We start from the raw sequence: 20,981 nt of genomic DNA on the forward strand, positions 1-20,981 counted from the left end.
AGATGGATTTCACCGCGATGATGCCGCTGGCCGGAACATTGGGCGTCACCATCCATGAGGGGAGCAAGGATTGTGTCGCGGGCAAGCTCCCGGTGCGCCCTGACATCTGCACCGCGGGCCATATCGTCCACGGTGGCGCGATCATGGCCTTTGCCGACTGTCTCGGTGCGGTTGGCGCCTTTCTGACGCTGCCCGAGGGCGCGAGCGGCACGACGACGATCGAGAGCAAAACCAATTTCCTTGGCGGCGGCCCGGTCGGATCGGTGCTCGTCGGCGAAGCAACCCCGGTCAAGATCGGCAAAAGGCTGTCGGTATGGCAGACGCGCATCCGCACCGAGGAGGGCGCCGACGTCGCGCTGGTGACCCAGACGCAGATGGTGCTTTGGCCGTCCTGACCACCGAGGCGATCGTCTGCGCGGTGCGGGCGCATGGCGAGCATGGCGCGATCCTGCGCGCACTGACGCCGCAGGCGGGGCTCGTCGCGGGCTATGTGCGCGGCGGGCGCTCGCGGCGGCTGCGGCCGATCCTGATGCCGGGCAATGCAATCGCGCTCGAACTGCGCGCGCGCACCGAGGATCAGCTCGGCGGTGCGACGGCCGAACTGCTGACGAGCCGCGCCCCCTTGCTCGCCGAACCGCTGGCGGCGGCGGCGATCGACTGGGTAACCAGCCTGACCGCCGCGACGCTGCCCGAAGGCCAGCCCTATCCCGCGCTGTACGTGGCGCTGGCCGCCGTCCTCGACGCGGTCGAGGTGGCGCCCTCGGCGCGGCAATGGGCCGCGGCGCTGGCGCGCTACGAATTGCTGCTGCTCGCCGAACTGGGTTTCGGGCTGAACCTGGAGGAATGCGTCGCGACGGGGGCGGCGGACGATCTCGCCTTCGTCAGCCCCCGGTCGGGAGGGGCGGTCAGCACGGGCGCGGCCGCGGGCTATGAAGAGCGATTGTTTCGCCTGCCGCCCTTCCTGCGCGGCCACGATAGCAATCCATCAACGGAAGACGTCCTCGACGCGCTGGCGATCACCGGTCACTTTCTCGACCGCGACATCATCGACGGGCGAAACCGCGACTTGCTCACCGTAAGGGAAAGATTGGTCACCCGACTGGGCAGGGCGGTTGCGTGACTCGCGGTCGCTGTCTAGAGCGGCAGCGTCTTTGGGTATCAAGTCCCGTGCTCCCGCGAAGGCGGGAGCCCATCTCCGGTAGGCTCTATATGGAACCGGCAGATGATGGGTCCCCGCCTTCGCGGGGACACGGTGCCTCAGATGCTCCTGCTGCTTTCGAAAGGGCGACATTTTGAACATCCTGCTGCTCGCTGGCGACGGTATCGGTCCTGAGATCATGGCGGAGGCGGAGAAGGTGCTTGCGGCGCTGGCGCTGCCCGTCACGCTCGATCGCGCGCTCGTCGGCGGGGCGGCCTATGAAGCGACCGGCCACCCGCTCCCGCCCGAAACGCTCGCCAAGGCCAGGGCCGCCGATGCCATCCTGTTCGGTGCGGTCGGCGATCCGCGGTTCGACAATGTCGAGCGCCATCTGCGCCCTGAACAGGCGATCCTCGGCCTGCGTTCCGAACTCGGCCTGTTCGCCAACCTGCGCCCTGCCAAGCTGTTCGCGGGGCTGGAGGACAGTTCGGCGCTTCGCCCCGAAGTCGCCTCGGCGATCGACCTGCTGATCGTCCGCGAACTCAACGGCGACGTCTATTTCGGCGAAAAGGGTGCGCGCACCACCGCCAATGGCGAGCGCGAGGGTTATGACGTCATGGCCTATAGCGAAAGCGAAGTGCGGCGCATCGCCCATGTCGCTTTCCGTGCCGCGCAGGGCCGTCAAAAGCGGCTCTGCTCGGTCGACAAGGCCAATGTCCTCGAAACCTCGCAGCTCTGGCGCGACGTGGTGATCGAGGTTGCGGCCGACTATCCCGATGTCGCGCTGTCGCACATGTATGTCGACAATGCCGCGATGCAGCTTGTGCGCAACCCCGGTCAGTTCGATGTCGTCGTCACCGGCAACCTCTTCGGTGACATCCTGTCTGATCAGGCGTCGATGTGCGTCGGCTCGATCGGGCTCCTCGCTTCGGCGTCGCTGAGCGACGGCAAACTGGGCCTTTACGAGCCGATTCACGGCAGCGCGCCCGATATCGCGGGCAAGGGCATCGCCAACCCGCTCGCGATGATCCTGTCGCTCGCGATGCTGCTCCGCCATTCGGGCGGCGACGAAGCGAGCGCGGCGCGGATCGAGGCGGCGGTCGCGAAAGTGCTCGCGGACGGCGCGCGCGGCGCCGATCTTGGCGGGACGATGAGCACGACGGCGCTCGGCGACGCGGTCGTCGCGGCTTTGAACGACTAGAGCGGACAGGCATATGAAGAAGAAAACGGGTTTCGATCGCGACACGACGCGGGGCTGGCACCCCGCGACGCAGGCGGTGCGCGGCGGCACCTGGCGCAGCGAGCATGGCGAGACGTCCGAAGCGCTCTTCCTGACCTCGGGCTACACCTATGAGAGCGCCGAGGAAGTCGCGGCGCGCTTCTCCGGCGACGAACAGGGCATGACCTATTCGCGCCTCCAGAACCCGACCGTCGCGATGCTCGAAGAGCGGATCGCGCTGCTGGAAGGGGCGGAGGCATGCCGCGTCCAGGCGACCGGCATGGCGGCGATGACGACTGCGCTGCTGTGCCAGCTTTCGGCGGGCGACCATATCGTCGCGGCGAAGGCTGCCTTCGGTTCGTGCCGCTGGCTGGTCGACAGCCTGTGCCCGCGCTTCGGGATCGAGACGACGGTCATCGACGGACGCGACAACGACGCATGGGAAAAGGCCATCAAGCCGAATACCAAGGTCTTTTTCTTCGAAACGCCTGCGAACCCGACGATGGATATCGTCGACATGAAGCATGTCTGCGGCCTCGCCCGCGCGCATGGCATCACCAGCGTCGTCGACAACGCTTTCGCGACCGCGGTGCTTCAGCGCCCGATGGAGTTCGGCGCCGACGTCGTCGCTTATTCGGCGACCAAGCTGATGGAAGGGCAGGGCCGCGTGCTTGCCGGGGCCGTCTGCGGCACCGAAAAATTCATCAACGATGTGCTGCTGCCGTTCCAGCGCAACACCGGGCCGAACCTGTCGCCGTTCAATGCCTGGGTGGTGCTCAAGGGGCTCGAAACGCTCGACCTGCGCGCACGGCGGCAATCGGAAAATGCCCTGACGGTCGGCAAGGCGATCGAGGGACGCGTCGCCCGCATCCTCCATCCGGGGCTGGCGAGCCACCCGCAGCATAATCTGGCGATGAGCCAGATGGACGATTGCGGCCCGATCTTCTCCTTCGTCCTCGATGGCGGCGCGGCGCAGGCGATGGCCTTCCTGAACGCGCTCGAACTCGTCGACATCAGCAACAATATCGGCGACGCCCGCAGCCTCTGCTGCCATCCCTGGACGACGACGCATTACGGGGTCAGCCCCGAGGCGCGGCTCGACATGGGGGTCGAGGAAGGGATGCTCCGCATCAACATCGGGCTCGAGGATCCGCGCGACGTGATCGCCGATCTGGACCAGGCATTGACCCGCGTCGGGCTTTGAGCGACGCTAGGGTGGAGATGATCGACTCTTTCTTCCCTTTTGCGGCGACCACGGGGCCGATCACCGTGCGCGTTTCGGTGAGCTATCTGCCCGAACAATCGCATCCGGCGCTCGGCCGCTGGTTCTGGGCCTATCATGTCCGGGTCGAAAATCACGGCGACATCGCCGCGCAACTGCTGACCCGTCACTGGCGGATCAGCGACGGCCGCGGCCAGGTGAGCGAGGTCGAGGGGGAGGGTGTCGTCGGCGAGCAGCCGCTGATCGCCCCCGGCGGCGCGTTCGACTATGTCTCGGGCTGCCCGCTCGCGACCCCCGAAGGATCGATGGTCGGCAGCTATACGATGGAAATGGGCGACGGATCGCAGATGCTCGTCGCGATCCCCCAATTCCCGCTTCAGGCGCCGGCGACCGCATCATGAAACGCACCCATCTGCCCCTGAACGCCCTGCGCGTCTTCGATGCCGCTGCCCGGCACCTGAGCTTCACGCGCGCCGCCGACGAACTCGCGGTGACCCCCGCCGCGGTGGGGCAACAGATCCGCGCGCTCGAGGATATGCTCGGCGTCGTTCTCTTCCGCCGCACGCCCAAGGGGCTTGAGCTGACCGGCGAGGCCGAGGCCGGGCTCGACGCGCTGCGGCAGGGGTTCCTGCAATTCGAGGAATCGGTGCGCGCGATGCAGGCGGGACAATCGTCGCAGTCGCTGACGATCGCCGCGCCGCGCGACCTGACCGCCAAATGGCTCGCGCCGCGGCTCGCGCGCTACAGCCAGCAGGCCCCCGACGTGCGCTTCACGCTCGTTTCGGCCGATGGCGGGATCGACTTCACCGAAGCGAACCTCGACCTCGCGATCTTCTGGACCGACGGCGCGGGCGAACATGAGGGCGTTCCGCTCGCCGAGCCTGCGATGGTGACCGTCGCCGGACCCGGTGCCGAAAGCGACACGCGGATCGCCTGGCCCGGCTGCCCGGTCGAGGACGGCGAACCGGCGTTGCGGCTCGGCGACGCAGGGCTTGCGATCGAAGCCGCTGCCAACGGGCTGGGACAAGCCAATGTCCCTGCGATGCTCGCCGAGGCTGACATAGCGGCGGGCCGGGTCCGCCTGGTGCGGGAACCTTTTGCCGCCAGTCGCGGTTACTGGCTCGTCGCGCCGACGCCGCAATGGCGGCAAGCGAAGGTCAAGGCACTCGTCGCCGCGCTGACGGCACAATAGCAATAAGCGGTGTGTCCCCGCGAAGGCGGGGACCTATCCCCCGCCGGTTCCATCTCGCGCCATTCGGAGATGGACCCCCGCCTTCGCGGGGGAACAGGCTATGGTGATTATTTCGCCGCCAGCGCCAGCAGCCGCGCCACCAGACCCGAAAACACCGCCGTATCGACGTTGGCGTCGGCGTTGTTCCAACTCGCGGTGACAATGAACCATTTGCCGTCAGTCTTGCGCTGCCCGAGCAGGCTCATCGCCAGCACCCCATTTTCCGACCCGCCCTTGTAGCCGAGATAGCGCCACGGCTCCGCTGCGACCGGCCCCAGGCCATTATTGATCGCCAGCGCCGCCATCGCCTGCTCCGACCCGCGTTTCCTGAGGTCGATCATCAGCCGCGCTATATCCTCCGGCGATGCGAACCATTCGAGACTGTCGATGAAACGCGGTCCAGCGGTAAAGCTGACGCCGTCAACATTGCCGAGAACGAGCTTGTCGGCGTTACCGTCGATCAGCTTGCGCTGCGCTGCATCGTCGGCTGCGACGAATTTCCCGCGCAGATCGGTGAAATTATTGCCCTTGAGCGCGAAAGCCTCGACCGTGGTCAGAAAGGGGATGCTCCGCGACGGATCGCTATTGCCCGCCGCGCGCATCCGCGCCTCGATCGCATCGCGGCCGAGCAGGTGGATCAGCGTGTCGGCGGCGCCATTGTCGCTGACCGAGATCATCCAGTTCGCGAGCGTCTGGAGCGTGACCGGCATGCCTTTCGGCCAGTTCGCGGTCGCGGCCGAAGAGAAACTCAGGTGCGACAGCGGGACGACATCGCTCCAGCGGCGCCTGCCGGCGGCGATCTGCGCCGCCAGTTCGTCGAGCACATAGAGTTTGAAGGTCGATCCGACCGCAAATTGCCGGTCGGCATGCGCCGCGGCGATCGGGCGGAAACTGTCACCATCAACCTCGGCAACCAGAAAGCCCGTCGTGCCGGGCAGCGCCGCGATCTCACCCGAAACCCGCGCGTAGCTATCGTCGGCCACCGTGAAGCCGGTGATGCGAAGCCCGGTGACCCGCTCGTCGGGCGCGCCGCCCGCATCGAGCAGCACCGTCGCGACGCCCTTTTCAAACCGCAATTTCAACGTGCCCGAATGTCCATCGGACGAATGCGCGCCTTCGGCGGCGATCGCGCGGCCATATTGCGCGATGATCCCCGCGGTCATCGTCTTGAACTGGGCCTCGGGCACCGCGGCCTGAAAGGAGAGCGCGAAATAGGCGTCGAAGGCCATGTTGCCATTGATGACATCGACGAGCTCTGCCGCGCGGCGATCGAAAGCCGTCGCGCTTTCAGGGGAGGCGTTTGCCGCCGGTGGCTGATGGGCAAGCGCGGGCGAGCCATGCAGGGCCGTCATCGAGGCGAGCAGGATCGCGATCATGGTCTTCATGGAACATCTCCCTTGAAAGAGGCCGCACGATCGACCCGTTCGATCTGCGCGCGTATCCTTGCGGCGGCATGGCGATTGAGCAGCCATATTCCGCCGAACACCAGACATTGAAAAGCGAGAACCAGAACGAAGGCAAAAGGATTCTCCAACCCGCGTGCCTCGGCCAGTCCCGCCAGGAACAGCAGCAGTCCGGGCAGGAACGGGGCGAGATACCAGCGGCCGACATTGGCGAGCAGATGCTCCTCACGCACCAGCCTCGCCCGGTAATAGCCGCGCACATCCTGTCCCTCGGCATCGGGATCAGGGCGGGACGATCGGTGGGCGAGCTGTCGGCCGACAATCACCGCAGCGGCCATTGTCAGCAAGCTGCCGGCCTTCAGCAGGAACCCCGGCAGGATGACCGCGTAAATGCCGAACACCGCCAGAACCAGTGCCGCGCCAATATATTCGCGTCGATTGCGCCGCCGAACGACGTTGCTCAACCGCGCGGCCCGGCGCTTGACGTCATCAAGTGCGAGTGGCGTGAAGGAGACTTCATCGTCCCGCCACAGGGCGCGAAGCTCCGCTTCGTTGCGAAAATCGATCATGGGGCCTCTCCAGCCGCGAAGCGGCGCGTCAGCATGGTCTTGAAACGATGGATCCTGGCGGCGGCAACAACGGGTGAAACGCCGGTGACGGCCGTGATTTCGGCGCCCGTGACGCCTTCGAGATAGAGCAATAATATCTGTCGGTCGGGCGGATCGAGCCGCTCGACGATCGACAGGATCAGCGCCATTGCCTGTCCGCTTTCGGCGGCATCGAAGGGCGAGGGGGCGGCATCGGCAATCTCGATGTCGTCGAGGCTCGCCCAGCCGGGCGCGTTGCGGCGGCGGTGCGCCAGCATGTGCGATGTCGCGCGATTATGCGCGACGCGCCACACCCAGGTGCTCAGCGCGCAGCGGCCGTCGAAATGGGCGAAGCTCTGCCACAGCGCGACCTGCACATCCTGCTCGAGGTCGCGGCGAAGATCGGGGTCAGCCTCATAGCCGCGCGCCATGCGGGCAAGGGCGGGCCCGAAGCGGTCGATCGCCTCGGCAAAGGCCCGGTCCTGTTCGGCTTCGTCCACGCCATGCTCCGAAATTTCGTGTCGCATAGCCTCTTAGTCGGCGGTGGCGGGAATTTCTGACGCGGCGTCGCGAAATTATTTATCAGGCATCGATCGCCGCCTCGTCGAGGGTCGCGGCATTGGCCTGGATGAACTGGAAACGATGTTCGGGATGCTTGCCCATCAGCCGGTCGACCAGATCCTTGACCAGATGCCGCTCCTCATATTCCTGCGGCAGCGTGACGCGCAGCATCGAGCGCGTCGCCGGGTCCATCGTCGTTTCCTTGAGCTGGTTCGGGTTCATCTCGCCGAGTCCCTTGAAACGCCCGACCTCGACCTTTTTCCCTTTGAAGACCGTGGCTTCCAGCTCGGCGCGATGCGCGTCGTCACGGGCATAAGCCGATGTCGCGCCCGCCGTGAGGCGATAGAGCGGCGGCTGCGCGAGATAGACATGCCCATTGCGCACGATGTCGGGCATCTCCTGAAAGAAGAAAGTCATCAGCAGGGTCGCGATATGCGCGCCGTCGACGTCGGCGTCGGTCATGATGACGATCTTGTCGTACCGCAGCCGGTCGGCATCGCAATCCTTGCGCATCCCGCAGCCGAGCGCGAGCGCAAGGTCGGCGATTTCCTGATTGGCGCGGATCTTGTCGGCGCTGGCGCTCGCGACGTTCAAAATCTTGCCGCGGATCGGCAGGATCGCCTGCGTCTTGCGGTCGCGCGCCTGCTTGGCGCTGCCGCCCGCGCTGTCGCCCTCGACGATAAATAATTCGGTGCCTTCGGGGCCGTCATTGGCACAGTCCGTGAGCTTCCCCGGCAGGCGGAGCTTGCGGCCGCTGGTGGCGGTCTTGCGCTTCACTTCGCGCTCGGCCTTGCGCTTCAACCGCTCGTCCATGCGTTCGAGGATCAACCCGAGCAGCGCGCGGCCGCGGTCCATATTGTCGGACAGATAATGGTCGAAATGGTCGCGCGCCGCATTTTCAACGAAGCGCGCGGCCTCGGGGCTCGACAGCCGGTCCTTGGTCTGGCTCTGGAACTGCGGGTCGCGGATGAACACCGACAGCATCATCTCGCCGCCGTTGAACACGTCTTCCGCCGTGATCTGCGCCGCCTTCTTCTGGCCGATCAGCTCGCCGAACGCGCGCAATCCCTTGGTCAGCGCGGCGCGCAGCCCCGCTTCGTGGGTGCCGCCGGCGGGGGTCGGAATGGTGTTGCAATACCAGCTATAGCTGCCGTCGGACCAGAGCGGCCAGGCGATCGCCCATTCGGCGCGCCCCTGGTCGCCGGGGAATTCCTGCCGCCCCACGAACGGCTCGGCGGTCGCGCATTCGCGGGTGCCGATCTGTTCCTTCAGATGATCGGCCAGTCCGCCGGGAAACTGGAACACCGCCTCGGTCGGGGTATCGTCGCCGATCAGTTCGGCGGCGCATTTCCAGCGGATCTCGACGCCCGCGAACAGATAGGCCTTCGACCGCGCCATGCGATAGAGGCGCTGAGGCTTGAAGCGGCCATGCTCGCCGAAGACCGCGGGGTCGGGGACGAAGGAGACGCTCGTCCCGCGCCGGTTCGGCGTCGGGCCCAGTTCTTCCAGCGGTCCCTGCGGAACGCCTTGCGAGAAACCCTGCCGATACAATATCTTGGACCGCGCAACTTCGATCACGGTTTCAATCGACAGCGCGTTGACCACGCTGACCCCGACGCCGTGCAGGCCGCCAGAGGTCGCATAGGCCTTGCCCTCGAACTTGCCCCCCGAATGGAGCATGGTCATGATGACTTCGAGCGCCGACTTGCCGGGAAATTTCGGGTGCGGATCAACGGGCATACCGCGCCCATTGTCGATCACGGTCAGGCGATTGCCGACGTCGAGCTCGATTTCGATCCGCGTCGCATGACCCGCGACCGCCTCGTCCATGCTGTTGTCGATGACCTCGGCGGCGAGGTGGTGAAGCGCCCGCTCGTCGGTGCCGCCGATGTACATGCCGGGGCGGCGGCGCACCGGCTCCAGTCCTTCGAGCACCTCGATCTGCGAGGCGTTGTAGCTGTCGGTCGCGGGCTGGCTGCTGTCGAACAAATCGTGACTCATGGCGTGGATATAGGGGGCCGGAAAGGCCGCTGGCAAGCGCGGTTTTCAAGCCGTTACGGCAGGCGGAGGCCCGGCTCGGCTCGTCCCGTTTTCGGCACAAGGATGAAACTCCGTTCCGACCGGCGGGTTGGTCCGCCGACTGCAAAGTCGTTCAAAAAGTGGAGAAAACATATGAAATTCGCAGCTCTCCTCGCTGCTTCGGCAGCATCCGTTCTGGCGGTTCCGGCCTTCGCGCAAAATGACCGCGATCCTGCACAGGACTTCAACGGACCTTATATCTCGATCGGCGGCGGCGCTTCCCTGCAGGGCAGCGACCGCGGCGAAACCCTGGTCTTCGATACCGACGGCGACGGCGTTTACGGCGACACCGTGACCACCGTGGGCGGAACCGACGCTTTCTCGCCGGGCTTCTGCAACGGCCGCGCGACCGGAACCGCCAATATCGCTTGCCGCAACGACCGCGACGGCGCGAATTATTTCGGTCGCCTCGGCTATGACAAGCGCATGGGCAATTTCGTCCTCGGCGCGGTTATCGAGGGCGGCCGCAGCGAAGCGCGCGACAGCGTCAGCGGCTTTTCGACGACGCCCGCGAGCTATGAGATGAGCCGCAAGGCCGACTGGCAGGCCAATGCGCGGCTGCGCGCGGGCTATACGCCGGGCGGCGGCGCGCTCTTCTATGTGACGGGCGGCCCTGCTTATACGCGGCTCAACAATCGGTTCGCGACCACCAACACCGCCAACAGCTTCGCCGACAACGGCAAGACCAACGGCTGGGGCTATGCCGCCGGCGGCGGCGCCGAAATCATGGTCACGAACAAGATCGCGGTCGGTCTGGAGTATCTCTATACCGACGTGAAAGACAAGGATTATATGGTGAACGTCGGGCCCGGCACTGCCGACCCCGCGACCAATCCGTTCCTGCTGGACGGTGGCGCGACCGATATCCGGCGCAGCGATCCGCACTTCCGCACGCACGCCGTGCGCGGAACCCTGAGCTACCGCTTCTAACCTCTTGGGAAGCGGGAAAGGGAGGCGTCGGGGCTCGTCCCCGGCGCCTCTTTCCTATTTCGCAGCCGGTGGCGCGGGAAAGATCGCGAAATTGCCGTTGGCGCTGGCGACGAGCCGATCGTCCTGAAACAGGCGCGCGTCGATATTGGCGATGCGCTTGCCCCGATGAAGCACGGTCGCGTCGCAAATTAGCGGGCCTTCGCGTACCCCGACATGATAGTTGAATTTGATCTCCAGCGTCGCGCACCAGAAATCGTCGGGAAGCAGGCTGGTCACCGCACCGCCCATCGCGGTATCCGCGAGCGAATAGGCGACGCCGCCGTGCGCGACGCCTTGCGGATTGAAATGCTGATCGCGCTTGATGTCGATCGTCATCCGGCAACGCCCGTCGCCGCGCTCGACCATTTGCAGACCGAGCGCGCGCGCGAACTGAAAATCCTGCCCGAAAGGTCTCAACGGACGCCCTTAACGAACCCGGGGCCCGCCGAAGGGCGGGGGCGGGGGCGGGCGGCGCGTGCCGCGCGGAAGCTGCGCCTGATAGGCGCGGCCGCAATGCTCGACGCAATAGGGGAAGCCCGGATTCACCGCTTCGCCGCAGAAATGGAAGTCGGGCTCGCCCGGGTGCCCCATCGGCCAGCGGCAGATGCGGTCGTTGAGGTCGAGCAGGCTCGTCTTGTCGGCGATTTCGGGGCTGGGCTTTGCGGGCACCAGCCGACGCGGCGGCGCGGGCGGGATCGGCGCCTGTTGGTCGCCCGGCCCCTGACGGATGAAACCGCCCGGGCCGATCGACACGATCCGCGGCGCATCGGGCTTCGGCGGCGCTTCGGCGGCGTCGGCTTCGACCGCGGGGCGCGGCTCGACCGCCGGCTTCGGTTCGGCCCGCGGCGGGGCCGCCGGACGCGAGAAAGCGGGCGCCGCCGCACGCGGCGGGGCAACAGGCGCAGCCGGCTTCGGCGTGGCGGGCTTGGGCGCCTTCACCACCTTTTCGGTGGCCTTCACCGGCGACGGGCGCGATTTCAGGCCCAGGCGGTGCGCCTTGCCGATCACGGCGTTGCGGCTGACCCCGCCCAGTTCGTCGGCGATCTGGCTGGCGGTCAGGCCCTTTTCCCACATGCTGCGCAGTTGCTCGATGCGCTCATCGGTCCATGACATTCGTTTCGTTCCTTATCATTCCACGCTGCTCGCCAGCCGGCGATCCCGAAGGACCGGCGCCGTCACTGCCCAGCTTGCGGTAAGATCGGGGAGGCGATAGGCGAGAACGCCATGAACGACCAGCCCCAAATTTCGCATCCCGACTCGGCCAATTCCGCCGCGGTCCCGGCTTTCGCCGAACCCGGCGTCCCGCAAATCCGGACGCTCAACGTTCCGGCGATGCAGGCGCTATATGTCAAGGAGGTGCGGCGATTTTTCAAGGTCCAGCTGCAAACTATCTGGGCCCCGGCGGTCACGACCTTGCTGTTTCTCGTCATCTTCACCGTCGCGCTCGGCGGCGCGGGGCGCAAGGTCATCGGCGTTCCCTTCGCCGATTTCGTCGCGCCCGGCCTGATCATGATGGCGATGCTGCAGAACAGTTTCGCCAATTCCAGCTTTTCGCTGCTGGTCGGCAAGATCCAGGGTACGATCGTCGATTATCTGATGCCGCCGCTGGCGGTGGGGGAGTTGATCATCGCGTTGATCGGCGCCGCGATCACCCGCGCGGTGCTCGTCGGTCTGGCGCTGTGGGTCGCGATGCTCCTCTGGCCCGGCGTTCATGTCGGCCCCGACCATCTATGGGCGGTCGCGCTGTTCGGATTGCTCGGCGCAATGATGCTGAGCTTCCTCGGCCTCATCACCTCGATCTGGGCCGAGAAATTCGATCATGCCGCCGCGGTCACCAATTTCGTCGTAACGCCGCTCGCGCTGCTGTCGGGAACCTTCTATTCGGTCGACCGGCTCGCGCCCTGGTTTCAGGGCGTCGCGCACGCGAATCCCGTCTATTATGCGATCATGGGCTTTCGCTACGGCTTCATCGGCACGGTCGATTCGACGATCGCGCATCCGGTGCTGACCGCAGCGGTCACGCTGATCGCGGTCAACGCGGCGCTCGGCGCGCTGACCTATCGCCTGCTGACTTCGGGGTGGAAGCTGAAGGCCTGACAAGCCTCCCGCAAAGCCCGATCCCTAGTGACGGTGGATCGGGCGGACGCGGTAACGCCCCTGCACCAGCCCGTCGAACATCGCGTCGACCTGCGGATGGTCAACCGGACCATGCTCGCCGTCGATCACCAGATTCTGCTGGCTAACATAGGCGATATAGGCCGAATCCTCGCTCTCGGCGAGAAGGTGGTAATAGGGCTGTTCCTTCGCGGGTCGGATCGCTTCCGGGATCGCTTCATACCATTCGTCGCTGTTCGCGAAGACCGGATCGACGTCGAAAACGACGCCCCGAAAGTCGAACATGCGGTGCCGCACGATATCGCCCGGCGCGAAGCGCGCGCGTTCGATCAGCGGCGCGGCCGCACGGCGCGGATTCGGGTCGCGGAAATCGGGGGAGGTTTCTGACGTCATATCCTCAATCTATGGCTATTTACGCACGGTTCAAGTCCGTTACACTCCGCCCGGATCGCGACAGGCCGAATTTGCCCTGTGATCGCGGTTACAGATGCACTGGCCGACGGGGCTAGCGTGCAATTCGGCCTTCGCATGACCGAAACGGGAAATGGGCCGCCAGAATCCAGGGAGACGTATTGCCATGACCGACACACCAAATCCTCTTCCGCCCGCGGCATCCGGCCTTTTTCAGCGCGCGAAGGATATCCTCCTCAAGCCAAAGGAGGCCTGGCCCGCCATTGCGGCCGAGCCGGCGACGGTTCAATCGATCTATGTCCCCTATGTGCTGCTGCTGGCCGCGATCGGCCCGTTCGCCCAGCTCGTCGGCGGGCAGGTCTTCGGAATCACCTTTCTGGGCGTGACCTACCATCCGCCGCTGGCTGGTGCGCTCGTCTCGGCGGTGCTGTCCTATGGCCTGACGCTCGCGAGCGTGTTCCTTCTCGCGCTCGTCATCGACGGCCTGGCGCCGAGCTTCGGCGGACAGAAAGACCAGACCCAGGCACTGAAGGTCGCGGCCTATGCCGGAACCGCAGGCTGGGTAGGCGGCATCTTCGGGCTGATCCCGGCGCTCGCCATCATCGGAATGCTCTTCGCGCTCTATGGCCTCTATCTTCTCTATCTGGGGCTGCCGGTGCTGATGAAGGCGCCGGAGGACAAGGCGCTCGGCTATACGGCGGTTGTGATCGTCGTGGCGATCATCTTGTTCCTGGTCGTCGGCGCGGTTGTCGCGGCCGTGGCCGCCCCTTCGATCGTCACCATCAGGTGACGCCTGCTTTCGCAGGGCTTCCAGCGCTGTTTTGAAACGCAGCGCTGGGGGCAAGCCTGTGTCGCGACCTATGCAAGAAAATGGTCACACGATTGAAAATCTTTAGTTGGTTATCGCGCGCGACCCGATGTTAGCATCCCTCGATCGATGAGGAGAGAGGGAGAAGATCGCGATGCCGAACGATATTGCCTATTCGCGTAAACTGGGTCCGTTGACGCCGCTCGTCGGGGAATGGGAGGGCGATGTCGGGGTCGATCTGTCCTATCACAACAAGGACGACTGGACGACCGAGACCACTTATTTCGAAAAGGCGTCGTTCAAGCCGATCCCGCTTCAGGAAAACGGCCAGCAGACCCTGTGGGGCCTGAACTACAGCATGACCGCATGGCGTCACGGCGAGGAGGCGATGGACCCTTTCCACGACGAGATCGGCTTCCTGCTGTGGGACAAGACCCATGGCGAAGTCATGCGAACGGTGGTGTTCGGGCGCGGCATCGCTATCCTCGCGGGCAGCAGCGCCAAGCCCGACGACAAAGTTCTGACCTTCGACGCCGCGCCGGGCCAACCCTGCTACGGCATATTGCAGAACAAATATCTGCTCGAACGCGCCGAAATCCGCGATTTCAAGAGCAATTTCACAATCAACGACGACGGCACGTTCAGCTATACGTCGGACCTGATGCTCCGGCTCTCCGCCACGGGTGCGGAGATGCACCACACCGACCGCAACACCTTGCGTCGCGTCAGGCGCTATCATCCGAGCGCCGAGAACGGCTGACCGCAGGCGGAATCCGAACTATCTCGAAAAAGCCCAGGGGAACCTGGGCTTTTTTTCAAATGGCCGAGATGTTTGAAAACAGGAAAATGGAGGGAGTGAGGGATTCGAACGAAAACGACTAATGACTGAAGCCATGTCGCTTTTTTAGCTCGATCCCGCTCTGGAGCCACGATTGAGGCCACGCCAGGACGTTTTCCACCTTAAAGCCCGACACTTCCAAGCGTTTGCGGCGGTGCTGCGGTCTTATAGCTGGTCGGTGTCAGTGGTTCAACCTCGGCGGTTCATGGGGTCTTTGGCCCGGGTCGCGTTGACAACAGATTTCCGCCAAAGTCGGAGGGCCGCGAGGTCAAAGAAGCCCTCGAAGGACGGGACGGACTTGTCGCTGCGGGCGGCTATGTAGTGTTGGTTGTTCCGGTTGGAGGCTTCTTCGTTCTCAGCTGCATATGGCTTGCGCTATCGCATCGCCGCCCGTTGAAGCCCCCCAGCCAATCACCGTATCTCTAAATCCATCCGAACCTGTTTCAGCACGGACGGAGGAATCGTTGCGGTCGGACAATGGACCCAATTACCACCACCCTGAAAGGTCAGGACGCCGGGACTGGTGGCTGTGACTGCGGCGTTATTGGTAACCAGTTCGGCTGCTTCAATTACGCGAAAGGGGATGCGGTAGCGGTTGCCGCCTAGAGCTTCGATGTGCCTGCCATCCCAATATGCAAAATATTGCTGTTGAATTGCGTCAGGGCAATCACCTGTCGTGGCATAAAAGCCCTTCTCGACGGGCGGAGCGGTGCTTGCGCCGTCAGCCGTAGAAGCTTGCGCGCAGCCTTCCCTGTCGACGAGCTTGCCGCTGTCATTGCGCCGCTCCACGGGGTCGATGCCATTGTTCGTCCAGCCCCATGTGACCTTGGTGACGGGACCGCAGCGGCCGTTGAAGCCGCCCGGCAGGTCCAGCACGTCCCGTCCGCGGCGCTGGACGATCATGGCGGGGGCAATCCAGCCCATGAAGCCGTTGAACGCCTTGTAGCCGCTGGCCGAGGAGACAATGAAATCCACCGGCGGCCCCTGATCGCCGTAGGCGGGGCCGCTGGTGGCGCAACCATGTCCCGGTGTGGTGACGACGAAATCCGGCGTGCCGTCCGCGTTGAAGTCAGCGGTGACGAAGCCACCCCGCTTGCTTTCAAAGTGCTTCTCCACAAGGGCGAAGACATCTCCACCGCCGGTCAGCGGGGCAAAGCGCATGGGGACGAAACGCTCCCCCTCACCGCGGCATTGTCCACGCGCGAAGGTTTCCCATGCGCTCAAGGCAGCGGGTGGCAATGTGGTTGGGCTAGTCGGAGCGGCAACCGGAGCGGCGGCGGCAGCAACCGTGCGCTGGGCGGCGGCCGCCCCATTGGCATTTTCGTTGGCGGTGGTCTGCGATCCGCAGGCCGTCAAAGCGGCAGCCATAAGACCCAATGCCGCTATTCTTTCCAATGACGCCATTTTTATCCTCCTTGCTACCGCCATCAGTGCCCCAAAAGGACGCCCGGCAGCCGATTCTATGCGCATAGGTGCTACCGCACGGACGCCGCGCATGTCTTGGTGGCGTTATCAAGAATATCTAAAGGATGAGAAAGGAGGGGGAATATTCTGTGAATCTGTCTGTGGATTTGGTCGGTTTTCACTGTGTGACACCCATTGTGCATGACGAAGAATTATGAGCCCGCCGAAGCCGCAATCAAACGTCTGCCACTCCATGCTAGACCTTGCGGCGCTTCCCCTCGAAGCCGTCTTTGACGTCCGCAATCCATGCGACGACTTCGCGTTCGCTCCATCGTGACGTGCCAGGCGATGGCTTATAGGGTTTAGGAAAACGACCATCGTTGACCATCGCATAAATCATCGTCTTGCCGAGGCCGACGCGGCGGCAAACCTCCGGCAGTTTCAGGAAGCGTTCGGGCTTTTCCCAGTTGTCGGGCATGTCAATGTCTCCGCCTTTGGCGAGACGGCCGCGCTTTCGCGAAGGCGCGGTCGCTCGCAAGAAAGCTGTCGAGCATGAAGGGGATAAGGTCCGGCACGGACTCCCGCCGACCATAGGCGGCTTCATAGGCGTCCGCGTAGGCATTCAGCGCGTCGGACAGGTCGGGCATGACGCTGATCGTAATCTTGACAGGCGTGCGCTCGGGCAGTTTCGGCAATTTGAGGTCAACCATTCCCGCCTCCCCACGGCCGACCGACCACAATGTCTTTGTGGACGATGACCCGCAGCGGCCAGCCGGGGCGGACGCGCATAGTCGGCTGGATATTGAGATTGCGGGTGACGAGCTGGTCGCCCGCCCTCGCACCGCTCTGCTGGGCGGATTCGCGGATCGCGCGCACAAGATCGCTCTCGGTGCTGCCAAAGCTCAATTGCGAGCCGACGCCAAGCAGCGTCGACAGCGCGACGCCCTTCAATAGCTGCCATGCGTGCCGGTCGATCTTGTCGGACAGTCCCGCATAACCCTGCGTATCGGTCGCCGGAACATTGTCGATGCGGATCGACGACCCATCGGGCAGGATGATGCGTTGCCATACCACCAGCGCGCGGCTCTGACCGAACGCGACGACGCTATCGTAACTGCCGACCAGCCGCGACCCCTGCGGGATAAGCAGGCTCCGCCCGGTCACGCTGTCATGGACATTCTCGGTGATTTGCGCCGTGACCAGCCCCGGCAGGTCCGAATTAAGCCCGGTCATCAGGCTAGCCGCGATGACGCTCCCGGCCTGCAAGGTCCACGGCGAGACTGGCGCGGTCAGCCTATGCGGGTTCACGTCGCCGCTATCGTTCGCCTTGCCAACCATCGCGTTCTTGCGCTGCTGGGCGTTCGGATCGTCGGCCGCCTGCACGGGCGCGGACATATCGGGGGCTGCCTCGGCCGCGACCGCGGTAGGGCGGGCCGCTGCGGTATTGCCCGCGACTTGCAACATCACGCCGGACTCGCGGGCCGCGCGCTGCTCGGCCGCTATGCGTTGGCGCTCGGCTTCCGCTTCCTGCGCGGCGCGCCGTGCGGCCTCGTCGCCGTCATCCTCCGGCATCATATCCAGCCCGCGCTGATGATTGAGAATCGGACGCCCCAAATCACCGGGCAACGGCGCGCCAAGCTGCGGAACGTCGCTATAGTTTGTCGGCGCGCCCGCAAGGGCATCGGGCGGGGCTTTCGCTCCGACCAGCTTGTCATCTGACGGGGCCACCAGGCCAATGCTCGCGGGCTTCAGGGCCAGCCATGCGACGCCGACAATCGCGGTCGATCCGACGGCGGCAATGGCGACGATCGCGCCGCGGCGGAAGCGCGTGACGCGCCCCGGCGCGGCGCGGAGCACGAGGGTTTCGGGATCGACCTTGGGCGGGACGGGCTTCGGCGATGCGTTCTGGGCGGGCGATTCGACGGGTTCAGTCACGACCGTGCCTCCGCTTCGGCTGCACGCTCGAAATCCGCACGACCTTCTGTTTCTTGCCGCCGAGGCGGAGTTCGGCCGCACCGAACAGCCGATCGACGACATAATAGCGTCCGGCCATGCGATAGTTGACAAGCTGGGCCTCGCCGTCATCGCCGATGACGAACAGCGGCGGCGCCTCACCCACGGCGATCGACGGCCGAAACTCGATAAAGGTCTGCCGCCCATCGTCGAACGCGCGCACGGGCCGCCATGCGGGCTTGTCACCGCTGATCCCATAGTTGAAATTCAACCGTTCGATCGCGAGGCCCGACGCGATTGGCTCCGCCGCCGCTGCCGCGTCTTGCTGCCTGCGCAACGCAATCAGCTCGTCCTGCGGATAGGTCCACGACAGCGCCGTCATCGCGTCGGTCGCCCGGCTCGCCAATTCGATGTGATAGACGCGCTTGTCGGTCGTGATGACCAAGTTCGTGCGAAGTCCCGCCGAAAAGGGCTTCACGAATATATGGGTACGCTGACTGGCACCGCTCCCGCTGGTTGTGTCGCCGACCGTCCAGCGAACGGTATCGCCAGCGGCGACCGACGTGATCGTCTCGCCCGGCTGCAACACAATGTCGGTGATGCGCTCCGGTGCGGCATAGAGCCGATAGAGCGCGCCTTCCGAATAGGGGTAAATCTGCACGGCGCGGACGAATCCGGCGCTCGACGGTTCGCGCAGCGCGGCCTTGTTGGCGGCGGCGACCTTCGCGGTCGGCTGGGCTGCGGCGGGAACGGCGAGCGCGGCAAGGCTCGCCGCCAGAATGACGGCGCGGATCATGGTTCGGTCCTTTCGGGGGTTTGCGAAGGTTCGGGATCGAGCTGCGGGCCGAGGGGCCCTTCGACGGGCTCAGGCGGCGCGACCAGTTCGTCCGGCGTCGGAAAGCGTTTGAGCGGCTTGAGAACCTCGGTGTCGAGTTCGCGGGACCAGTCGATGGCATCGACATAGAGTCCGAGCGGATTCTTGCGCAGCACGTCGGTGGATCGCGGCGGCTTGATCTTGACGGTCAACATCGCGGTCCAGCGCGAGGTGCCGGACAGGCTGCCGCGCTCATATTCCTGTTCGGTCCATTTGACCTGAAAGCTGCTGTCCGACGCGCGGACCACGCTTGTCACCTGAACAGAGACGGTGCGACGGCCGACCTCCGCGAACGGATTGTCGGCGCGGGCATATTCGCCAAGGAACAGCGAGGCACGTTCGGTCGCGAAGTCGTAGGCCGACAGCCAATTTTCGCGCATCAAGACCGGATCGAGCGAGCGCGACCGGACATTGGCGATGAACCGACCAAGGTGCCAGGCGATCTGCGGATCGGTGGCCTTGTATTCGGTGGCAGCGGGCGCAACAGCGCGGGCCTCGCCAAGCCGATCGACCTCGACGACATAGGGGACGACGCGGCTTTGCATTGACTGCCACACCAGGCCCGACGACAGGCCGATTGTGAGGACGAGGCCTCCAAACGCCATAAGTCGCCAGTTCTTCGCCTGCACGCGCGCGGAACCGATGCGCTCGTCCCATAATTGCCCGGCGCGCTGATAGGGTGTCGCGGGTTCGGGCGTCTGCCCGTAACGCTGCACGGCTCTTTTGAATCGCATGACTTAATCCCTTTCTTTTATGTCGGGGGCTGCGCCCGCGCCGCCGCGGTCGCCCGACTGGATCGCGTGGATCGCCATCTGGCGGCGGTGCCGGCTGGCCTGGGTGGCGTGGAGTTTTTGCGCCCATGCCGGCGGCGATGCGTCGCCACTGGCGGCGCTGGCATTGGCTGCGCTCGATGCACCGCTGGCTCCCGCGGCCCAGGCGGCTTGCTGACCGCGCGCGGCGGCAGCACGAAGCCCGAGGGCATTGTGCATCCTGTTGGCGGCGGCGCCCTTCGCAGCGGTCGCCATACCGCCGATACCGGCGCCCACGGTGGCGGTGCCCGATGTTTCCTGACCGAGCTTGTAGGCAGTCGATGCAGCGCTCCCCATCGACGTGCCGGCGCGCAGCGCACCAAGGCCCGCGCCGGCTGCGCCTCGCGCAGCGCCGAGCGCACCGGCGCCGCCCATCACGATCGTGCCGCCGGCCAGTGCTGCGGTCGCGGCGACCGATCCCGCGCCGAGTTGTGGCGCGCCCGCGATCAGACCGGAAGCGATCGACGGCGTGAAGATGCCGAACAGTCCCAGCACGAGGGCGGCCAGCGCGAGGCTCATCGCCTGCGCCAGATCGACCTCCTGCCCCTGCAAGCCGTTGATGAAATCGGAGAAGAAGTTGGAGCCGATGCCAACGATGACGGCGATCACCATCACCTTGATGCCCGAACTGACGACCGACCCAAGCACGCGCTCGGCAAGAAAGCTGGTGCGGTTCCACAAGGCGAAGGGAACGAGGACGAAGCCGACGAGCGAGGTCAGTTTGAACTCGAGAATGCAGATGAACATCTGCCCCGCGAGCGCGAAGAAGGCGAGAATGACGACCAACCATGCGATGCAAAGCACCGCAATCTCGATAAAATTGTTGAAGAAGTCGATCGGCCCGACCAACTCCTTCGCCTGCAAGAGCAGCGGCCAGGCCGCCTCGAAACCCGTTCCGGCGAGCCGCCCCGGCATCAGCAAATCCTCGGCGCTGATCGTGCTGCCGCCCGCTGTCAGGCCAAGCCCGGCGAACGAGCGAAAAATGATGTCGGTCAGCGTCGGAAAGCTGTTCAATATCAGCGCGAAGGCGCCGACATAGAGAATCTTCTTGAGGAACTTGCCGATGACGTCGTCCTCGCCGCCGAGCGCCCAGAACAGGCCGGCGAGCGTGATGTCGATGCCGATCAGGATCGTGGTCAGGAATCCCACATCGCCGCCGAGCAGCCCGAAGCCGCTGTTTATGTAGGTGACGAACGCCTGCATGAACTGATCTATGATGTTCATATCGTCCATGTTCGCGGGACTCCTTGGGAATAAGGTCGAAGGGTGTCGCGGGGACCGCTGGCCGGGAGTGGGAGGAAGCCATGCGGCCCCCGCGACGAGACGGCGCTCGCCGGGGAGCTGGGGCGCAGCGCCGCCC

General features: G+C 64.9%; 24 protein-coding genes. 10 read left to right on the forward strand and 14 right to left on the reverse strand.

Annotated elements, in window-relative coordinates:
- Positions 1-2: 2 nt before the first annotated feature.
- From ACVENA_RS08510 to ACVENA_RS08535, 6 genes are all read left to right on the forward strand, one after another.
- Positions 3-395: a PaaI family thioesterase gene (locus tag ACVENA_RS08510; protein WP_257550109.1), complete on the forward strand. Its 393-nt coding sequence runs from the start codon at positions 3-5 to the stop codon at positions 393-395.
- Entirely contained in the window at positions 383-1,120 is a 738-nt protein-coding gene (gene recO / locus ACVENA_RS08515; RefSeq protein ID WP_257550111.1) for a DNA repair protein RecO, read from the forward strand. The genes ACVENA_RS08510 and recO overlap by 13 nt, the downstream gene beginning before the upstream one ends.
- Before the next feature lie 217 nt (positions 1,121-1,337).
- A complete protein-coding gene (leuB, locus tag ACVENA_RS08520) occupies positions 1,338-2,339 on the forward strand; it encodes a 3-isopropylmalate dehydrogenase (RefSeq protein ID WP_449328914.1) in 1,002 nt (333 codons plus the stop codon).
- Between the two features lie 13 nt (positions 2,340-2,352).
- A complete protein-coding gene (locus ACVENA_RS08525; RefSeq protein WP_449328431.1) occupies positions 2,353-3,561 on the forward strand; it encodes a trans-sulfuration enzyme family protein in 1,209 nt (402 codons plus the stop codon).
- Positions 3,562-3,578: 17 nt separating this feature from the next.
- Entirely contained in the window at positions 3,579-3,980 is a 402-nt protein-coding gene (gene apaG / locus ACVENA_RS08530) for a Co2+/Mg2+ efflux protein ApaG (protein WP_449328432.1), read from the forward strand.
- Positions 3,977-4,771, forward strand: a complete 795-nt coding sequence (locus ACVENA_RS08535) for a LysR family transcriptional regulator (protein ID WP_449328433.1) — start codon at positions 3,977-3,979, stop codon at positions 4,769-4,771. The genes apaG and ACVENA_RS08535 overlap by 4 nt, the downstream gene beginning before the upstream one ends.
- 107 nt (positions 4,772-4,878) lie before the next feature.
- Here the strand turns inward: ACVENA_RS08535 and ACVENA_RS08540 are convergent, their stop codons facing one another.
- The 4 genes from ACVENA_RS08540 to parE all read right to left on the reverse strand — a co-directional run bounded on the left by ACVENA_RS08540 (position 4,879) and on the right by parE (position 9,362).
- Complete coding sequence (locus tag ACVENA_RS08540) at positions 4,879-6,195, reverse strand: serine hydrolase (protein ID WP_449328434.1); 1,317 nt, start codon at positions 6,193-6,195, stop codon at positions 4,879-4,881.
- Positions 6,192-6,782 carry a hypothetical protein gene (locus ACVENA_RS08545; protein ID WP_449328435.1) on the reverse strand — a complete coding sequence of 197 codons (591 nt, stop codon included), beginning with the start codon at positions 6,780-6,782 and terminating at the stop codon, positions 6,192-6,194. Before ACVENA_RS08545 ends, ACVENA_RS08540 begins: the two co-directional genes overlap by 4 nt.
- The gene (locus ACVENA_RS08550) at positions 6,779-7,300 is read right to left on the reverse strand and encodes an RNA polymerase sigma factor (protein ID WP_449328436.1); all 522 of its coding nucleotides are present in this window, start codon (positions 7,298-7,300) and stop codon (positions 6,779-6,781) included. The genes ACVENA_RS08545 and ACVENA_RS08550 overlap by 4 nt, the downstream gene beginning before the upstream one ends.
- A gap of 82 nt (positions 7,301-7,382) precedes the next feature.
- Positions 7,383-9,362 (reverse strand): DNA topoisomerase IV subunit B, encoded by a 1,980-nt coding sequence (gene parE, locus ACVENA_RS08555; protein WP_449328437.1) that lies wholly within the window; start codon positions 9,360-9,362, stop codon positions 7,383-7,385.
- A 171-nt stretch (positions 9,363-9,533) separates the two neighbouring features.
- On the opposite strand from parE, the gene ACVENA_RS08560 reads away from it, so the two are divergent.
- Positions 9,534-10,370 (forward strand): outer membrane protein, encoded by an 837-nt coding sequence (locus ACVENA_RS08560; RefSeq protein WP_449328438.1) that lies wholly within the window; start codon positions 9,534-9,536, stop codon positions 10,368-10,370.
- 54 nt (positions 10,371-10,424) lie between these two features.
- On the opposite strand, the gene ACVENA_RS08565 is transcribed toward ACVENA_RS08560, so the two are convergent.
- Together ACVENA_RS08565 and ACVENA_RS08570 are read right to left on the reverse strand one after the other, a co-directional pair.
- A complete protein-coding gene (locus tag ACVENA_RS08565) occupies positions 10,425-10,826 on the reverse strand; it encodes a PaaI family thioesterase (RefSeq protein ID WP_257550131.1) in 402 nt (133 codons plus the stop codon).
- A gap of 9 nt (positions 10,827-10,835) precedes the next feature.
- Complete coding sequence (locus ACVENA_RS08570; protein ID WP_449328439.1) at positions 10,836-11,522, reverse strand: GcrA family cell cycle regulator; 687 nt, start codon at positions 11,520-11,522, stop codon at positions 10,836-10,838.
- 111 nt (positions 11,523-11,633) lie between these two features.
- On the opposite strand from ACVENA_RS08570, the gene ACVENA_RS08575 reads away from it, so the two are divergent.
- Positions 11,634-12,506, forward strand: a complete 873-nt coding sequence (locus ACVENA_RS08575; protein WP_449328440.1) for an ABC transporter permease — start codon at positions 11,634-11,636, stop codon at positions 12,504-12,506.
- A 24-nt stretch (positions 12,507-12,530) separates the two neighbouring features.
- Here the strand turns inward: ACVENA_RS08575 and hspQ are convergent, their stop codons facing one another.
- Positions 12,531-12,917 carry a heat shock protein HspQ gene (gene hspQ / locus ACVENA_RS08580; protein WP_257550137.1) on the reverse strand — a complete coding sequence of 129 codons (387 nt, stop codon included), beginning with the start codon at positions 12,915-12,917 and terminating at the stop codon, positions 12,531-12,533.
- A gap of 184 nt (positions 12,918-13,101) precedes the next feature.
- Here hspQ and ACVENA_RS08585 point away from each other — a divergent pair, with 184 nt between their 5' ends.
- On the forward strand, positions 13,102-13,725 hold the full coding sequence (locus ACVENA_RS08585; RefSeq protein ID WP_449328441.1) for a Yip1 family protein: 624 nt from the start codon (positions 13,102-13,104) through the stop codon (positions 13,723-13,725).
- A gap of 172 nt (positions 13,726-13,897) precedes the next feature.
- Positions 13,898-14,503, forward strand: coding sequence for a heme-binding beta-barrel domain-containing protein (locus ACVENA_RS08590; RefSeq protein ID WP_449328442.1), 606 nt, complete (start codon positions 13,898-13,900; stop codon positions 14,501-14,503).
- Positions 14,504-14,992: 489 nt separating this feature from the next.
- Here ACVENA_RS08590 and ACVENA_RS08595 read toward each other — a convergent pair whose 3' ends face one another.
- The 7 genes from ACVENA_RS08595 to trbL form a co-directional block, all read right to left on the reverse strand.
- Positions 14,993-15,985, reverse strand: coding sequence for a hypothetical protein (locus ACVENA_RS08595; protein WP_449328443.1), 993 nt, complete (start codon positions 15,983-15,985; stop codon positions 14,993-14,995).
- Positions 15,986-16,241: 256 nt separating this feature from the next.
- Positions 16,242-16,463, reverse strand: coding sequence for a helix-turn-helix transcriptional regulator (locus ACVENA_RS08600; protein WP_067183694.1), 222 nt, complete (start codon positions 16,461-16,463; stop codon positions 16,242-16,244).
- A gap of 1 nt (position 16,464) precedes the next feature.
- Positions 16,465-16,695 (reverse strand): DUF2274 domain-containing protein, encoded by a 231-nt coding sequence (locus ACVENA_RS08605; protein WP_449328444.1) that lies wholly within the window; start codon positions 16,693-16,695, stop codon positions 16,465-16,467.
- Positions 16,688-17,920, reverse strand: coding sequence for a TrbI/VirB10 family protein (locus ACVENA_RS08610; RefSeq protein ID WP_449328445.1), 1,233 nt, complete (start codon positions 17,918-17,920; stop codon positions 16,688-16,690). Before ACVENA_RS08610 ends, ACVENA_RS08605 begins: the two co-directional genes overlap by 8 nt.
- On the reverse strand, positions 17,913-18,734 hold the full coding sequence (gene trbG / locus ACVENA_RS08615) for a P-type conjugative transfer protein TrbG (RefSeq protein ID WP_449328446.1): 822 nt from the start codon (positions 18,732-18,734) through the stop codon (positions 17,913-17,915). Before trbG ends, ACVENA_RS08610 begins: the two co-directional genes overlap by 8 nt.
- Positions 18,731-19,546, reverse strand: coding sequence for a conjugal transfer protein TrbF (gene trbF / locus ACVENA_RS08620; protein ID WP_449328447.1), 816 nt, complete (start codon positions 19,544-19,546; stop codon positions 18,731-18,733). Before trbF ends, trbG begins: the two co-directional genes overlap by 4 nt.
- Before the next feature lie 3 nt (positions 19,547-19,549).
- Complete coding sequence (gene trbL, locus ACVENA_RS08625) at positions 19,550-20,854, reverse strand: P-type conjugative transfer protein TrbL (RefSeq protein ID WP_449328448.1); 1,305 nt, start codon at positions 20,852-20,854, stop codon at positions 19,550-19,552.
- Positions 20,855-20,981: the final 127 nt, after the last annotated feature.

The sequence above is a fragment of the Sphingopyxis sp. 550A genome (assembly GCF_053569535.1).

What these genes read in the sequence shown, in the direction of transcription:
- ACVENA_RS08510 (WP_257550109.1), top strand. Translation starts at nt 3, where the DNA reads ATGGATTTCACCGCGATGATGCCGCTGGCCGGAACATTGGGCGTCACC.
- leuB (WP_449328914.1), top strand. Translation starts at nt 1,338, where the DNA reads ATGGCGGAGGCGGAGAAGGTGCTTGCGGCGCTGGCGCTGCCCGTCACG.
- ACVENA_RS08525 (WP_449328431.1), top strand. Translation starts at nt 2,353, where the DNA reads ATGAAGAAGAAAACGGGTTTCGATCGCGACACGACGCGGGGCTGGCAC.
- apaG (WP_449328432.1), top strand. Translation starts at nt 3,579, where the DNA reads ATGATCGACTCTTTCTTCCCTTTTGCGGCGACCACGGGGCCGATCACC.
- ACVENA_RS08535 (WP_449328433.1), top strand. Translation starts at nt 3,977, where the DNA reads ATGAAACGCACCCATCTGCCCCTGAACGCCCTGCGCGTCTTCGATGCC.
- ACVENA_RS08540 (WP_449328434.1), bottom strand. Translation starts at nt 6,195, where the DNA reads ATGAAGACCATGATCGCGATCCTGCTCGCCTCGATGACGGCCCTGCAT.
- ACVENA_RS08545 (WP_449328435.1), bottom strand. Translation starts at nt 6,782, where the DNA reads ATGATCGATTTTCGCAACGAAGCGGAGCTTCGCGCCCTGTGGCGGGAC.
- parE (WP_449328437.1), bottom strand. Translation starts at nt 9,362, where the DNA reads ATGAGTCACGATTTGTTCGACAGCAGCCAGCCCGCGACCGACAGCTAC.
- ACVENA_RS08560 (WP_449328438.1), top strand. Translation starts at nt 9,534, where the DNA reads ATGAAATTCGCAGCTCTCCTCGCTGCTTCGGCAGCATCCGTTCTGGCG.
- ACVENA_RS08570 (WP_449328439.1), bottom strand. Translation starts at nt 11,522, where the DNA reads ATGTCATGGACCGATGAGCGCATCGAGCAACTGCGCAGCATGTGGGAA.
- ACVENA_RS08575 (WP_449328440.1), top strand. Translation starts at nt 11,634, where the DNA reads ATGAACGACCAGCCCCAAATTTCGCATCCCGACTCGGCCAATTCCGCC.
- hspQ (WP_257550137.1), bottom strand. Translation starts at nt 12,917, where the DNA reads ATGACGTCAGAAACCTCCCCCGATTTCCGCGACCCGAATCCGCGCCGT.
- ACVENA_RS08585 (WP_449328441.1), top strand. Translation starts at nt 13,102, where the DNA reads ATGACCGACACACCAAATCCTCTTCCGCCCGCGGCATCCGGCCTTTTT.
- ACVENA_RS08590 (WP_449328442.1), top strand. Translation starts at nt 13,898, where the DNA reads ATGCCGAACGATATTGCCTATTCGCGTAAACTGGGTCCGTTGACGCCG.
- ACVENA_RS08595 (WP_449328443.1), bottom strand. Translation starts at nt 15,985, where the DNA reads ATGGCGTCATTGGAAAGAATAGCGGCATTGGGTCTTATGGCTGCCGCT.
- ACVENA_RS08600 (WP_067183694.1), bottom strand. Translation starts at nt 16,463, where the DNA reads ATGCCCGACAACTGGGAAAAGCCCGAACGCTTCCTGAAACTGCCGGAG.
- ACVENA_RS08605 (WP_449328444.1), bottom strand. Translation starts at nt 16,695, where the DNA reads ATGGTTGACCTCAAATTGCCGAAACTGCCCGAGCGCACGCCTGTCAAG.
- trbG (WP_449328446.1), bottom strand. Translation starts at nt 18,734, where the DNA reads ATGATCCGCGCCGTCATTCTGGCGGCGAGCCTTGCCGCGCTCGCCGTT.
- trbF (WP_449328447.1), bottom strand. Translation starts at nt 19,546, where the DNA reads ATGCGATTCAAAAGAGCCGTGCAGCGTTACGGGCAGACGCCCGAACCC.
- trbL (WP_449328448.1), bottom strand. Translation starts at nt 20,854, where the DNA reads ATGGACGATATGAACATCATAGATCAGTTCATGCAGGCGTTCGTCACC.